The organism is Bacillus sp. ISL-75 (genome assembly GCF_018613095.1).
This window is the reverse complement of sequence record NZ_JAGGQX010000026.1, coordinates 55,943-70,955: the sequence shown is the minus strand read 5'-3', so window position 1 is coordinate 70,955 and position 15,013 is coordinate 55,943. Positions and strand designations below refer to the sequence as shown.

Genomic DNA, 15,013 nt, shown 5'->3' with positions numbered 1-15,013 from the left:
ATATCGTAAAAACACTCTAAAAATAAATTTTCACCCTTCATGCATAAAAACATAAACACTGTTAAAAAATAAATTCAAAAAAATTTTTTTCGCTCGTGTATATAATTCTACTTATCTGTTCAGAATGATTGCTGAGGTGATGAAAATGAGAGAGGAAGAAAACAAACGATCTTCTCAAAGTTCCAGCGTAAAACGCTTTTTCAAAAAGCGTTGGGTATTTCCAGCCATCTATATTGCAAGTGCAGCACTCATTCTGACCGCAGTACTATGGTATCAATCGAGCAACAGTGCGACAGACAAATACGATTACAAATCCACTGATATTGCCGGTAAAAAGAACCAAGAACCAGCGATTGAAGTTAGCAAAACACTTGAAAACTTCAAAATGCCAGTGGAAAATGCAGACGCAGCAGTCGTTAAAACGAAATTCTATGATTTCAATGGAAAAACAGAAGACCAGGAAGCGGCATTGGTATTTTATAACAATACCTACCAGCCAAACACTGGGATCGACGTTACCATGAAAGATGATGAGTCCTTTAATGTCGTTGCAGCATTAAGCGGTACGGTCACACGAGTTGATGAAGATGCAGTCCTTGGGAATGTCATTGAAGTGGAACACGACAAAGGTATTGTAACACAATATCAATCCGTAAAAGACATAAAGATCAAGGTTGGCGAAGAAGTAAAGCAGGGACAAGTTCTTGCCACGGCTGGACAAAGCTTGTTCAATGAAAAAGCTGGAACACATGTACATTTTGAAATTCGTAAAGATGGAATTGCTGTAAATCCCACTAACTATTTTAACAAATCGTTAAGCACGTTAGAGGAAGCAGAACTTTCAAATGACAAGGCAAGCGAATCAGTAGAGACTCCACAAATGAAGGAAGAACAACAAAAGATTGAAGACCCAGCAAACTCTTCCGACCAAGAAACAAATGTGGACGAAGAATCATCTACTTCTACAAAAAATACAAATTCATAATATCGTTACAAAGGGGAAGGGGAATTCTTTCCTCTTTTTTTTGTACTTATTTTCACAATTACCCATTTTATGTATATTCACGGTATAATTAATAATATTGGTGCCTGACACCCAGTTAGTGTCCGCTCACCGCGGACAAATTACTAGAAGTGTCTTTTTGTGGTGCCTGACACCATTCATATTAAGGGAGGGATTACATTGAGAAAAATAATAGCAGCCATGCTTCTGATTCTACTAGTCGCTGGCTGTAGTAAAGAACCGACGCCACAGGATCGATTTTCTAAGTACATAGCTTTGTGGAATGAGCAGAAGTTTGATCAGATGTATGATTATCTTTCAACGGATGCCAAGAAAAAAATCACTAAAGATGAATTCACGAACCGCTATCATAAAATCTACAAAGACCTTCAGATTACTGACCTCAAGATTGACTTCAAAGAACCGAAAGAGGATAAGCAGGCAGACAAAGAGCAAGCCCAATATTCTTTTGACGCGAAAATGAATAGTATCGCTGGAGCTATTCAATTCACCCAGAAAGCTAAGTTGCAAAAAGAAGAAAGAGACAACAAGAAGAATTGGTATGTAGACTGGAATACTGAGTTCATTTTTCCAAAATTGCAGGAAGGCGATAAGATCGGGATTAGTACGGATGCGCCGCAAAGAGGGGAGATTCTTGATCGCAATGACATCGGCCTGGCGGTGAATGGTCAGGTGTATGAGGTTGGTGTGGTTGCGGGGAAGGTGACGGACCAAGTGTTGGAGCCGTTAGCTTCGCTGTTAAAAATGAGTCCTGATCAAATCAAGAAGGCGATTACGGCGAGTTGGGTAAAGCCGGAGCTGTTTGTGCCGTTGAAGCGGGTGTCGATGCAGGATGAGGAGCGGATTGCCCAGTTGATTGCGCTCGAGCCAGTGCAAACGAGGAAGGTGGATGCACGGATTTATCCGTATAATCAGGCTGCGGCACATCTGATTGGTTATGTTGGTGCGATTACGGCGGATGAGTTGGAAAAGTTGAAGGATAAAGGGTACACGAGCAGTGATATGATTGGAAAAAGAGGGCTCGAGCAAGTCTATGACGAGCAGTTAAAAGGGAAGCCCGGTGTGAAGATTACGATTAAAAAGAAGAATGGTGACGCCGAGGTGCTTGCTGAAAAACCGGTCGAAGATGGAAAAAATGTCAAGTTGACGATCGATGCGGATGTTCAGGCTGCTATTTTTGATGAACTTGGCAAGGAAGCCGGCACGGGTGCGGCCATTAACCCTGTGACGGGTGAAACGCTGGCGCTTGTCAGCACGCCTTCGTTTGATCCGAATCAAGCGATGCTTGGCTTCTCGGCGGCTGAGTGGAAGGCGCTGCAGGATAATAAGCAACAGCCGCTTTCCACGCGGTTTAAACAGGCCTATGCGCCGGGTTCGGTGATGAAGCCGATTACGGCGGGGGTGGCGTTGTCGAGCGGGGCGATCACGCCGGAGCTGGCGGTGCCGATTCTAGGGTCGAAATGGCAAAAGGATAAATCGTGGGGCGGCTATTTTGTGACGCGGGTCCATGGCGGCAGCCCGATTAATCTTGAAAAAGCATTGGTGTTCTCCGATAATATTTATTTTGCTCAGGCAGCATTGAAAACGGGGAAAGATGTGTTTGCGGATGGGCTGAAGAAATTTGGCTTTGAGGAAGATTTGGCGTTCCCGTTCCCGCTCGAAAAATCTACGATTGGTGCGTTGGATCGGGAAATCGCGCTGGCGGATTCCGGTTATGGCCAAGGGCAGATTCAAATGAGTATCGTTCATTTGCTGTCGACGTATACGCCGTTTGTGAATAATGGCAATATGGTGAGGCCGATTCTTGTGGCGGATGAACAGCAGGGTCAGGTGCTGAAAGAGGCGGTGGTTTCGCCTGAACACGCCGGTGTGATTGCGTCGGATTTACGAAAGGTCGTTGGAGACACTGGCGGAACGGCCCATGCTGCCGAAATACTGGGGTATCCGTTGGCTGGTAAAACGGGGACGGCGGAGATAAAACAGAAACAGGGCGAAACGGGCACGGAAAATGGTTGGTTTATTGGTTACAACACAGAGTCGCCGAGTTTGATGGTGGCGATGATGGTCGAGAACGTCCAGGGCCGGGGTGGTTCGCAGGTGCCGGTGAAGAAAGTGAAGAAGGTATTTGAGTTGGTGCGGTAAATGGACGATGGATTGGTTGGTGTCAGGCACCGGGATCTGGTGTCAGGCACCACCATGTGGACGTTTAAATAGATTTGGGATAACACCTAGGCGGCTAGGTGTTTTTCTTTGTTTTGAGGTCATTTTTAGTAGGGGGTGTTGCGGGAATACCTATTTACTGTCCACTTGGGGATCTATACTGTCTGGGTTTGGGTTTTACTGTCCACAATGGGGAATTTACTGTCGGGGTTTGAGGATTTACTGTCCACTTTCCCACTATTACTGTCGTACCCCATCAAAACCACAAAAAATACCAAGAATTCTTCTTACCCAATATCCTTTATTTAGATGGAGCACTTTTTTTAGCCATATTCCTTGGCCTAGATCCTATTTAATTACATTTTTTGAAAAAAAACTCCCCTACTGTCCACTTTGAACAATTTACTGTCGGGATTTAGAGTTTACTGTCCACTTTCCACGTTTTACTGTCCAACTCCCCGACCATGCTCCGATTTTCAGAGAGACTCACCTGGGAATTTCAGCGAACCACATAAATAAACCTTAAGCGTGACAGCAAAGGATACAGGGGGAACGAGCTTACCAAAGACACTGCAGGTGACGAGAATTGCCCCTAACATCCTAGTGGTCAATGCCGTTAACAACAAATCAGCGTTTCGTTAGGTTACTCCAGAGGGAGGGAAGGCTTCCACTGATACCGCTTCAAATCAATGACCCCGTTTAGACCGATCTCCACGCCTTCTGCCTCTAACGACAGCCTTTGCTCATTGTAGGACTCGTCATCTAGGAGGGCGATTTGCCCCTTAGCGTTGATGACGCGGTGCCAGGGGAGGCGGTGCTTCTTGCTCATGGAATGGAGGGCGCGGACAACTTGGCGGGCAGCACGGGGGCTTCCAGCGAGCCCAGCGATCTGACCATAAGTCGCAACCTTGCCTTCAGGGATACTGCGAATAATTTCCACTACATTTTCCGTAAAAGGTGTCATCGTGATCGTCCTTTCGAAAAGTACATATCAAAAAGGTATCAAAAATATAATAAATTGAACAATCCTTTTTGTAAAAAATTGCCCCAAATCATATCAAGTACGGGCTTTCGAAACCTAAATTCTCTCCTCATTCCAATAATTATCGCCATATTTGAATAATTTTCTCTCGACAAATTTCTCGGGAAATAAATGCTGAGAGCGTGATATTTCCAGCCAAAAACCCTTATATCATGCGATTTTGGACGATTCTCCATGAATGTCGAAAATAAGTAAGAAGTCCAATTTTCAAAAAACTTTGGAATAACATCTTGTCCAGATTGAGTATTTATAGCATAATCCCGTATCCAAGCTAATAAAATGATTACAAACCTTTACAAAGAGAGTGTTTGAGGTGAAGAGTCGTTTGAAATTAGCGGATATTCAGTCGGGGACATGATTATTCATCGTATAGTCAGAAGGTAAATTACTTTCTGCCGTCTGGTGCCTGACACTCATCAACGGAAGTGTTCTTCTCTGGTGGACAAATGTCTTTTAATGGTGCCTGACACCAAAATGGTAACACCAAATGGTAACACCAAAATGGTGACACCAAATTGGCACCGAAAATGACACCACCATGACACCAAAATTGATGACACCAAAACAGATACCAGAACGGAAGCAGAATTCGTCGAAGTGATAAGCGGGTCTCATTTCACACTACTCACATCCAATTTAGGGAGGGCGAGAGTGTGCACGATTACATCAAAGAGAGAACTATCAAGATTGGAAAGTATATCGTGGAGACGAGGAAAACGGTTCGCGTGATTGCGAAGGAGTTTGGCGTATCCAAAAGTACAGTCCATAAGGATCTAACTGAGAGACTTCCTGAGATTAATCCAGAGCTGGCAAATGAGGTTAAAGGTATTCTAGATTATCATAAATCGATCCGTCATCTCCGGGGGGGAGAGGCAACGAAAATGAAATATCAAAAAGAAGAAAAGGAAGGCGAAGCTGTAAAATAGACCTCAATTTCCGAATCATTCAAGCTGAGAAAACAAAATATTTCAAGGGCATTCTCTAGAATTCCTTAACTCGACATCCTTCTGCAAAATATACCATCTTTTCTTTTCTAAAAGTATGGAAATTTTAATGAGTATGGTACAATATACAATTAGGAAAAGTATGTGGATACCGTTTTAAGGAGGAAAGAAAAGAGAATGTTTGCAAGAGATATTGGGATTGATCTAGGAACGGCTAACGTGTTAATTCACGTCAAGGGCCGTGGAATCGTATTAAATGAGCCGTCCGTAGTGGCGATTGACAAAAATACAAATCGCGTACTTGCAGTTGGTGAAGAAGCCCGCCGCATGGTTGGTCGGACACCTGGGAACATTGTAGCGATCCGCCCATTAAAAGATGGCGTGATCGCTGACTTTGATGTGACAGAAGCAATGTTAAAGCATTTTATTAATAAGTTAAACGTAAAAGGCTTTCTATCGAAGCCGCGCATTCTGATTTGCTGCCCAACGAATATTACAAGCGTTGAGCAAAAGGCAATCAAAGAAGCTGCTGAAAAAAGCGGCGGGAAAAAGATTTACTTAGAAGAAGAACCAAAGGTAGCTGCAATTGGTGCGGGAATGGACATTTTTCAACCGAGCGGAAACATGGTAGTGGACATCGGTGGAGGAACGACGGATGTGGCTGTTCTTTCAATGGGCGATATCGTGACTTCCTCCTCTATCAAAATGGCCGGCGACAAGTTCGACATGGAAATCCTCAACTACATCAAACGCGAGTACAAACTGTTAATTGGTGAGCGCACAGCTGAAAATATTAAAATCAACATCGGGACAGTTTTCCCAGGATCACGCTCGGAAGAAATGGAAATCCGCGGCCGTGACATGGTTAGCGGCCTGCCGCGTACCATCTCTGTTCGTTCGGAAGAAATCGAAGGCTCCCTGCGTGAATCAGTGGCCGTGATCGTTCAGGCTGCAAAAAGCGTTCTTGAGCGCACTCCTCCAGAACTATCGGCTGACATCATTGACCGCGGTGTGATTTTAACGGGCGGCGGAGCATTGCTGCACGGCATCGACATGCTGCTAGCGGATGAATTAAAGGTTCCAGTCCTTGTCGCAGAAAATCCTATGGATTGTGTGGCAATTGGAACAGGAATTATGCTAGATAACATCGACAAGATTCCAAATCGGAAGTTTGGATGATTTTCCCTGAAAAATTGTCCTTTGCCTGCGAGTAGAAATTGGATAAACAATTAATCACTATGGCCCTATCAGGTTTACTGTTGTATGACATCATACCTTGGATACAAAAAGTCTAATGAAGCAGGCAGGACAAGCCTCGATCATTGGGCTTTTTTATTTGGGTTCAGAGGAATAATTTTGCAATAATACACCTTAATAACCAAAGAAAACGACATAAATTGAGCTATTTCTACGTTTATTGACTATTTCCTGTAAAAAGTTGATGAGTATTTTCAATTTATTTTTTATAATAGAGGTAATGAATTGGAAAAATTATTTTTTTAAAATTATAAATTGAATGACTCAGCAACATGAGTTGAACACAATTAATGGTTATAATATGTACTAACTCACTGAATCCGGGGACAACCATGCCAGATAAAAACAAATGGACGGCTTCAGTTAAAGGGGAATTAAGGAATGTCAGTAAATAATTCAAACCATGAACAATATAGTACGAGAGAAGATTACAAGCGCGCTAAAGCCGAAGAGCTGCAACGGAAAAAGGACGCGGAGAAACAGGCCAAGGACGAAGCGTGGAAGGACGCGGAGAAACAGGACAAGGATGCAGTGCGACAATTAAAGGACGCAGAGAAACAGGCCAAGGACGAAGCACAACAAACGAAGGTCGTAGAGAAACAAGCGCCAACAAAGATTGTAGAGATACTAGCCAAGAACGTAGTAGGGAGACTAAAGGGTTTAAAAAAACCAGCCTTGAATGTCGCAAGAAAAACTCAGGATGCGGGACAACAGGCAAAAACCAAACAGCCGCGTCAGAAAAGCGAGACGTCAGGGGTCAAAGAAACGAAAACCAGCCCAACTCGTGAGGCTCAAAGGTCTAAGGAGTCAAACAACACGAACAGCGCGGGTAAGAATGCAGAGACAGCACCTGTTTCGTACCAACGGATCAGAATACGGCTCATTCCGATTTGGCTGCGGCTCGTTCTTTTAGTAGTAATGGCCATCTTCTGTGTGACGGCAGGCACTGTTGTCGGTTACGGCATGCTTGGCGGCGGAAAAGTGGCTGAAGTTTTCCAAGAATCCACATGGAAACATATTATTGATTTAGTTCAAAAAGGAAAATAAATGGAGGAAGGGACGTAAATCCCTTCCTTTTTGTATACGTTAAGTAGTAGAATAGGAAATAGACACTTGTTACTAGTAGGAGGTACTAAATAATGCTCGATATCGAACAAATCAAAGAAATCATCCCACATCGCTACCCATTTTTGCTGGTTGATCGAATTTTAGAAGTGGAAGAAGGAAAAAGCGCCGTCGGAATTAAAAACGTCAGCGCCAATGAAGAATTTTTCAACGGCCATTTTCCAGATTATCCAGTGATGCCTGGTGTGTTAATCGTGGAAGCACTGGCACAGGTTGGGGCTGTCGCTATGTTGAAAAAAGAAGAAAACCGCGGCCGCTTAGCCTTTTTTGCAGGAATTGATGGCTGTCGTTTTAAAAAACAAGTCAAGCCAGGCGACCAGCTTCGTCTGGAAGTGGAAATTGTACGCTTGCGCGGACCAATCGGCAAAGGGAAAGCCGTTGCGACTGTTGATGGCGAAGTTGCCTGCGAAGCGGAAATCACATTTGCCTTAGGCGAGAAAAAAGAATAACCAAATGAAAGCGGCCGGAGGACTCTGGTCGCTTTTTCGTATGCGATTATGTAGGCGTGCAAAAACATAGAAGCAGCAATTACCTTGAAAACATTTTGTAAAAAAATGCTTGCTATCATTTGAAAGACGTCGGGAACCCTAAAAACAGACCAATAAAAGATAGGTCAAATTATGTTTGGAAGGGGTACATGAATTTGAAGAAAAAGTTATTTCTTTTGCTCGCAGGTTCGGTTTTATCTGCTGGCGTGTTAACAGGCTGTAATAATGATAACGATAATGATGACCAAAATCCACCACCACCGGCAGTGAATAATCCAGCAGATAACAACCTAAATAATAATGACAATCTTAACAACAATCGCTTAAACGACAACAATCGCTTAAACGACATCAATCGCTTAAATGACAACAATAACTTAAATGACAATCTTGACTTAAACGACAACGACAACCACTATTCACCGGCAGAGGACAAAAATACCGATACCGACAAAGATCCAATTAAGGATAGCAACACCAAAAAGGAAGAAATAATCGAAGATGATATTGACGTGAATGACAGAGACAATAAAGATGAGTAGGTAACAAAAAGGGACTGGCATCTGCCTGTCCCTTTGCTTCTATTTTATTTCGTTTTTTACTTTTAGTTTCGGTTTGCTTTTTATTTTATCCCTAAATTCGGTAAGCAGCGCGGGACCCTCAAGCCCTTTTTGGAGGAGACTTTCAAGCAGTAGTTCGGAGTAATCACTTTTGTTGCGGCGAATGCTGCCTTCGAACAAGACACTGATATGCTTTTCGAATTTAGTCAATGAACAAATTTTTGTTTGAAAATAGGCAGGCGCATTATCCTTCTTGGTGATGACTGCTTCGACAATAAGGTCGCGGTCTTGCTCGGAAATTTTTTTGAAATAATCATAGAGGGACAAATCTGTATACGCCTCAAGCAGCCATGTCGAGCGCTCGTCTTCCTTATTAAGAATCAAGCCATCCACCAACGGAACTTCAACTGAAGCATCATTTTCGACCACATCTAATGAGTACAATTTAAAAGATTTCATCACAACCTCCTGATTTCTTTTTCCTAAATTATAACATAGGTTCGCTTAAAGCAAATGTCGAATAATATTTGTCGAAATTTAAAAGATCAGTTTTTCTGTAAAAAAGGCCCTTCCTTTTTGACAAAAACCCCCGAGAAAAACCGATTATCCTGCAATAATCAACCTCGATAACTTCCTTTTCCTTGTTTTACAACCATCAGTCCAACGGGCTATGCTAAGACCATCAAACAAAAAGGAGATGAAAAAATGATCAATCAAGTCACATTGGTTGGCAGGTTGACGCGGGACCCGGAATTAAAAGAGACATCAGAAGGGACACAAGTGTCTCATATCACTTTAGCAGTGACTCGTCACTATCGCAATCAAAATGGCGAAATTGAAGCAGATTTCGTTCAATGCACACTTTGGCGGAAAGCGGCAGAAAATACATGCAAGTATTGCCGTAAAGGTTCAGTCGTTGGGATCACCGGGAGATTGCAAACCCGGAACTACGATAACAAAGAGGGGAAAAGGGTGTATGTGACCGAGGTGATCGCCGAAACAGTCCGCTTCCTAAGCTCGAAGCCGCATGAAGTAGCGCCTGAGCCAAAAAAGGAGGAAGTGACGATTGGGGTCTAACAATGAAATGGCCAGTAGCCTCGAGCAATTACTGGAAAGCCTAATTAGGATGGTGGGAAATGCCAACAAAAACGTCGACAGCCTCCAAAAGCGCGTCTGCCAATTAGAATGGGCCATTAAGGAACAACAACATGAAATCAAGGAAAGAGACAACCTCATCAGAATTTACTCCTCACATCCACACGATTCTTCACAAAACATTCCTTTTCGTTTTTAAGTGATATTCAAAAAAATACGCCTTGTTTGCATCATGTTCAAGCTGCGAGGCGAATATTTTTAAAAAAAATCCCCGCAACCGACTATTTATATAGAAAATCAAATACTGCTCCGTGTTTCATCTCCATTTTTCCGGCAGGTAATTGCCGGAATTTTTTTGTTGTCTACAGGTATAAAAATAGACAATCGGGATAAACTATGAAAAAAACCCCCCTGTTTTTTTAAAAAAGAAGCCGCTGAACTCGTCAGCGGCTTCTTTGATGTTTATACGATTGTAGACTGCTTAAACAGGAAAACCTTTTTCTTAAAACTTATCCTTATGATGCTTACTCACCTTAATCTGGCTGATAAATGAATCAATATAAAAAGCTTTCCGTTTGGGCGGCATGAGATAAAGCTCTAATAAGGCCATTTTAAAATCAGGTTCTTTCTGAAGAAACTGGTTAATAATGAGCAGATCGTGATCGTCGCTGGTTTCCTTCGCGATGAATCCAGACCCCTCCGTTTTAGGCAGCAGCTGATCGAGCTCCTCCACCAAATATTCCTTATCGACCTGATAAATTTCCGCAAATCGAACCACCGTCTGATAGTTGGGAATACTTCTACCCGTTTCGTAGCGACTTACTGTGGACCGATCCATCCTCATAATGTCGGCAAGCGTTTGCTGGGACCAGTTTCGGTTGTCGCGCAATTTCCTTAATTTTTCCGATAAAGACATTTAATTCACCGCCATTAAAACAATTCATGGTTTTAACTTAACGGGAAAACAGAACATTAAGTTTGAATGTGTGAATTATGCACAATCATTTTTGTGAAAAAAATGCACGGTGTCGACAAAATAAGGCTTGGCGGAAAATCACATTAAAGGAAATTGGAAATTATCGTCGAATAATGATAGTTGGTGTAAATAATTGTAATATTGGGAGGTATTTATATTTGTGGAAAGAAACTTAATCATATTTATTGGTGAGCAAAACAACAACCAAAAAGTTGAAATCAAAAGTAAACCCAGTTTTTTCGATGCATTACAACTCTCTACCCAGTCGCCCCACACAACAGGAGATATTCCATACCAATCCATCCCGTTTTATAAAAAAGCAATCATTTCCATCCAAATCAATAATTCCAATATTCAAATCAGCTACCACCGTCACCGTCATTCGCTGCAAATTGTTAAAGCAGATATCGATCTAACAGAAAAAGAAGTGTTCGAGCTCCTCAATCATTTTGCTATAAAAGAAGATAACAAAGTTTCCTTTTTAGCCGTATTCCCGAATAGTAAAAGAAGACTTAAAGGAGCGCGAAAAGCATCCATCCGCGCGGAGAGCAGGGAGTTAAAGGGGGAAGAACGATAGATAGGGGGATTTTTTCGAAGAAATTATCTCACCATTAACGAAAAAAAAGGTTCCGAAGGATTTTTCGGAGCCCTTTTTTTATTTCAGGCACAAAGAGCAACGACTCGCCACGCCAGAAGGCCAAAACGCTTATTTTCTCTACTTGTATGATAATCCAGCTCCATTTGCTTTGAATTCTCACCCTTTTGGGCATTTCGGGATGCACCATTTAATTAAATCCGTTATTTACTGTCCACTTTTCATAGTTTACTGTCCACTTTATTCATTTTACTATCCACTTTTTGATTTTACTGTCCACTTCTATTCAATTACTGTCAACTATCCTCCATTTACTGTCCACTTCCTCAAACCAACCTCAAACCCACTAAAAAGCCAGGCGTCCAGCCTGGCACAGGTAAATGACTACTCCGGTGCCTGACACCAAAAAAATTCCACCGCCAAGAAACCCCACCCACAACTGACATTCCGCCGCAAAAAGAGGACACTGTTATGACACAGAATTGACACTTTTACGTGTAATATGACAAAAAGTGATGTACTTTTAATATTTCTGTAACATTACTGGTACATTCATCTGGTATAAATAGAGTACTAAGGAAAGGAGAAAGCGTATGCAAACGACAAAAAAGCGTATCATTCTCGTGTTACTTACATTCATCCTATCAGTAACGGGGTCTATGGTTACATATGCACAAACAAGTAGTGAAGCCCTACATAATGCCAAGCAACAGCTGGAGCAGAAACAAAGAATAGTAGAGCAAAAAGCCCAAGAAAAGCAGACTGTTAATCAAGAGATAGAAAAAATTCAACAAGAATTGAACTCTCTTTACAGCGATATTACAAAGAACAAAGAAACAATGGCAATAACGCAGCAAAAAATAGACGCAACAAACCAACTCATTGAACAAAAGAAACAAGAAATCGTCGTCCTAGAGGATAAAATCCTTGCACGTAAAGGGATTATGAAGCAGCGGGCCGTCGCACTTCAACAAAATGATAACGTCAATGTAATGATCAACCTATTCTTCGAGTCTGATAGTATCTCAGAATTTATCCAACGCGCGAGCGCCGTTTCGGCCCTGATGGATGCGGATAAAGATATCTTAGGAGCCCAGAAGGAAGATCTTCAAAAGATTGAAAATGATAAAAAAGAGATTGATAGACAAGAACAAATTTTATTAAAAGACCAAGAGGAACTTGCGAATCAACAAGCTCTACTTGATCAAAACATGCAAAAACGACAACAATCCTTAACCGTTATGCAACAAAAATTCAGTCAAATCGTTAAACAAATGGCGCTTGCCGAACAGGAAAAAGCCGGCGTTGAGTCACAAATGAAGGATATTCAAGCGAAAATCAAAAAAGAACAAGATGAGGCCAAAGCACGTACAACTGCAAAAACAACAAAAGCAGCGCCATCATCATCAGAAAACATCACAACAACAGCAGTAGCAACAACAAGTGGTAAGGAGATGTATGTTACCGCAACAGCATACAGCCCGGAAGAGTCCGGTTCCATTACTGCACTCGGCTACAACATTCGTAAAAATCCGAATATGAAATTGATTGCCGTCGACCCAAGAGTCATTCCACTTGGAAAAAAAGTCTGGGTTGAAGGTTATGGCGTTGCCATCTCAGGTGACACAGGCGGCGCGATTAAGGGCCATAAAATCGACGTATTAGTGCCAAATAGAGCAAAAGCAATACAATGGGGCAGAAGAACCGTGAAAGTTGTCGTCCTAGACTAATCCCTGCAATCACTTCAGCCATCCAAAAAGACCTAACAATCCACTGTTAGGTCTTTTTTCGACACAATTTTGGTTCGTTTTCCTTTTTTGAGCATCTTATGACCCATGTCCTCATTGCTGATGTGCTGGTTATGAAATAAAATAATAGTGTCACAAATTAGAAGATTGAGATAGGGATGGGGATCGATGATTGAATTAAAGCTGCGTTCGATTTTAAAACAGGTAAAAAGCGAAAGTCCGCAAAAAAGACTTGAGGCACTACAACAGCTTGCTCAATATAAATTTCAAGAAGGATTCGAGGTTCAGATCGATGTATTAAAGGATATGATCAAGACGGCTGCATTCAACTTTCCAGACCGTGTGGAAAATTGGGACAACCCGTCCTTTTATCTCATTGACTTTGTCTGTGATTTTCCCATGCCTGAAGTGGTTGAGGGACTCCTAAAGCATTTCGACGGTTTCGATTTACAGGCAAAAGAGCTGGCGATTGTAATGTTGCTAGCAACAGAAGATGAAGAGATTTTTTACGTGCTTGAGGAAAAAATAATCGGGTTAATCCAGACAGAGGATTTCTTTATTCCCGTTAAAGAACTTGAAAATTATCCGATGCTGATCAAAGGAATCCTTGATAAAACACTCGAGCATCTTAATACCAAACACTATAAATTCATGCTGTATGATTTGTTATTATCGCTAAACTCTTCCGGCTTAGAACAAGGCTATAAAAAGGAGGTAATCCTCCCGACCTTGTTCGAAGATTATCAGGCAGAGAAACAAGCTTACTTGAAATTTGATGCCGATTTTACAAGCAAATATGTGTACACTGCATGGAAGGATAGCTATTTTGTCCTTCGTTCGAGAATGCGATTATTAATTAGCTTAATGGAATATTATTATTCAACAGACATGGGCGCCGAGCTGGAGCAGGCGATGTCTTTCCGTGATCCGTTTATTAAAACAGATGCGCTAATCATATCCATCGCCAAAAACCTTCCATATAATCAAAACACACTAGTAGAGGTTTCAAATCAGATCGAAAGTGCAGAAATGGTTTATTGGGAATTGAAGGAAAGAAATCTGGAACATCTGTATCCAATCCATGAAGGAAAGCAGCCCAATTTGGCGAAATCTAGGCTTTTTTCGACAATTATCAACCTGCCAGAGGAAGAAGAAGGAGTCATCCGCTTTCCTGAAGACATTCAGATCATCGATAAAATCGATACAGAAAACACCTATGGGCAGCCGATTCGCTATTACTTACTGAGTTTCATGCATATCGGGACCCGATATGCGGGCTGGGCAGGCGGCTATGCGCTCGAGGATGGCGACGATACGGCCGAAATATGGGATGGCAGTTATACTGATTTTGTCGAATGGGATTCAGCCAGCATCGAAGGACACAAAGCCGCTTTTTTCAAAAAAAGAGAAGAGGAAAAGCAAGAACATGAAATCAGTGTCTATTTTGAAAGTTCGCCACGGCTCAGCAAAGGCGCCTGGTTCTTCCTCAGCCTCGCGGTGGTTAACTGGATTAGAGAGGCGGTCGGAGGATTTTCAGAAGACTCGATTCCTTTCTTAATTGCACTAACCGTGATCGGCGGCGCGCTTTGTCTATATGAACTGACAAAAAATAAGAAAAGAGCCATCCAGGTCGTCGGCCAGCAGCTAGTGATGAAGGACGGTTCTAAACAGCATGCGATTGGAATGCACGAAATCAAAAAGGTAGAATACAACAAAAAACACGTTCTCGTCTATGACAAGAAAAACGAACTTGCGTTTAAATTCCCGCTCCGCTGGGTCCGTTACGACCTGTTTTACGTTCACATGATGGAGCAGACCGACCATCTAAAAGACCGGCCATTTATACAATCATAAAAAGCGTCCCACAAGAGGCCATAAGCATAAGAAAAGCAAAATGGTTCCGGGCAACAATCGCCGGAACCACTTTTTTCGTCGTGCCTTTTCATAGTGCCTGACACCCAAAACACCATTGGCAGCGGACGTAGATCACAAACGGTGC

Annotated in this window: 15 protein-coding genes; 12 read left to right on the top strand and 3 right to left on the bottom strand. The window is 42.2% G+C overall.

Going from position 1 to position 15,013, the window contains the following annotated elements; genetic code table 11:
- Window positions 1–145 precede the first annotated feature (145 nt).
- Both spoIIQ and J7E63_RS12190 read left to right on the top strand, forming a co-directional pair.
- Window positions 146–985, top strand: coding sequence for a stage II sporulation protein SpoIIQ (gene spoIIQ, locus J7E63_RS12195; protein ID WP_215012476.1), 840 nt, complete (start codon window positions 146–148; stop codon window positions 983–985).
- A 198-nt stretch (window positions 986–1,183) separates the two neighbouring features.
- Complete coding sequence (locus J7E63_RS12190) at window positions 1,184–3,166, top strand: penicillin-binding transpeptidase domain-containing protein (protein WP_215012475.1); 1,983 nt, start codon at window positions 1,184–1,186, stop codon at window positions 3,164–3,166.
- A gap of 661 nt (window positions 3,167–3,827) precedes the next feature.
- Here the strand turns inward: J7E63_RS12190 and J7E63_RS12185 are convergent.
- Window positions 3,828–4,148, bottom strand: coding sequence for an MGMT family protein (locus J7E63_RS12185; protein WP_215012473.1), 321 nt, complete (start codon window positions 4,146–4,148; stop codon window positions 3,828–3,830).
- Window positions 4,149–4,879: 731 nt separating this feature from the next.
- Here J7E63_RS12185 and spoIIID point away from each other — a divergent pair.
- The 5 genes from spoIIID to J7E63_RS12160 all read left to right on the top strand — a co-directional run bounded on the left by spoIIID (window position 4,880) and on the right by J7E63_RS12160 (window position 8,582).
- Window positions 4,880–5,152, top strand: a complete 273-nt coding sequence (spoIIID, locus tag J7E63_RS12180; protein ID WP_026568271.1) for a sporulation transcriptional regulator SpoIIID — start codon at window positions 4,880–4,882, stop codon at window positions 5,150–5,152.
- Between the two features lie 195 nt (window positions 5,153–5,347).
- Window positions 5,348–6,349, top strand: coding sequence for a rod shape-determining protein (mreB, locus tag J7E63_RS12175; protein WP_088090147.1), 1,002 nt, complete (start codon window positions 5,348–5,350; stop codon window positions 6,347–6,349).
- A gap of 459 nt (window positions 6,350–6,808) precedes the next feature.
- Window positions 6,809–7,474, top strand: coding sequence for a DNA-directed RNA polymerase subunit beta (locus J7E63_RS12170; RefSeq protein WP_215012471.1), 666 nt, complete (start codon window positions 6,809–6,811; stop codon window positions 7,472–7,474).
- A 92-nt stretch (window positions 7,475–7,566) separates the two neighbouring features.
- Complete coding sequence (fabZ, locus tag J7E63_RS12165) at window positions 7,567–8,001, top strand: 3-hydroxyacyl-ACP dehydratase FabZ (RefSeq protein WP_040207086.1); 435 nt, start codon at window positions 7,567–7,569, stop codon at window positions 7,999–8,001.
- Window positions 8,002–8,195: 194 nt separating this feature from the next.
- Window positions 8,196–8,582: a hypothetical protein gene (locus J7E63_RS12160; protein WP_215012469.1), complete on the top strand. Its 387-nt coding sequence runs from the start codon at window positions 8,196–8,198 to the stop codon at window positions 8,580–8,582.
- Window positions 8,583–8,621: 39 nt separating this feature from the next.
- On the opposite strand, the gene J7E63_RS12155 is transcribed toward J7E63_RS12160, so the two are convergent.
- Window positions 8,622–9,059 (bottom strand): YwpF family protein, encoded by a 438-nt coding sequence (locus J7E63_RS12155; protein ID WP_168241238.1) that lies wholly within the window; start codon window positions 9,057–9,059, stop codon window positions 8,622–8,624.
- 246 nt (window positions 9,060–9,305) lie between these two features.
- Here J7E63_RS12155 and ssb point away from each other — a divergent pair, with 246 nt between their 5' ends.
- Together ssb and J7E63_RS12145 are read left to right on the top strand one after the other, a co-directional pair.
- Complete coding sequence (gene ssb / locus J7E63_RS12150; protein WP_215012467.1) at window positions 9,306–9,677, top strand: single-stranded DNA-binding protein; 372 nt, start codon at window positions 9,306–9,308, stop codon at window positions 9,675–9,677.
- Entirely contained in the window at window positions 9,667–9,894 is a 228-nt protein-coding gene (locus J7E63_RS12145) for a hypothetical protein (RefSeq protein WP_215012466.1), read from the top strand. Before ssb ends, J7E63_RS12145 begins: the two co-directional genes overlap by 11 nt.
- Before the next feature lie 303 nt (window positions 9,895–10,197).
- Here J7E63_RS12145 and J7E63_RS12140 read toward each other — a convergent pair whose 3' ends face one another.
- Window positions 10,198–10,611 carry a helix-turn-helix domain-containing protein gene (locus tag J7E63_RS12140; protein WP_215012463.1) on the bottom strand — a complete coding sequence of 138 codons (414 nt, stop codon included), beginning with the start codon at window positions 10,609–10,611 and terminating at the stop codon, window positions 10,198–10,200.
- 220 nt (window positions 10,612–10,831) lie between these two features.
- Here J7E63_RS12140 and J7E63_RS12135 point away from each other — a divergent pair, with 220 nt between their 5' ends.
- The 3 genes from J7E63_RS12135 (at window position 10,832) to J7E63_RS12125 (ending at window position 14,868) form a co-directional block, all read left to right on the top strand.
- Window positions 10,832–11,248: a hypothetical protein gene (locus tag J7E63_RS12135; RefSeq protein ID WP_215012461.1), complete on the top strand. Its 417-nt coding sequence runs from the start codon at window positions 10,832–10,834 to the stop codon at window positions 11,246–11,248.
- Window positions 11,249–11,859: 611 nt separating this feature from the next.
- Entirely contained in the window at window positions 11,860–12,996 is a 1,137-nt protein-coding gene (locus tag J7E63_RS12130; RefSeq protein WP_215012459.1) for a 3D domain-containing protein, read from the top strand.
- 186 nt (window positions 12,997–13,182) lie between these two features.
- A complete protein-coding gene (locus J7E63_RS12125) occupies window positions 13,183–14,868 on the top strand; it encodes a hypothetical protein (protein WP_215012457.1) in 1,686 nt (561 codons plus the stop codon).
- The last annotated feature ends 145 nt before the right edge of the window (window positions 14,869–15,013 follow it).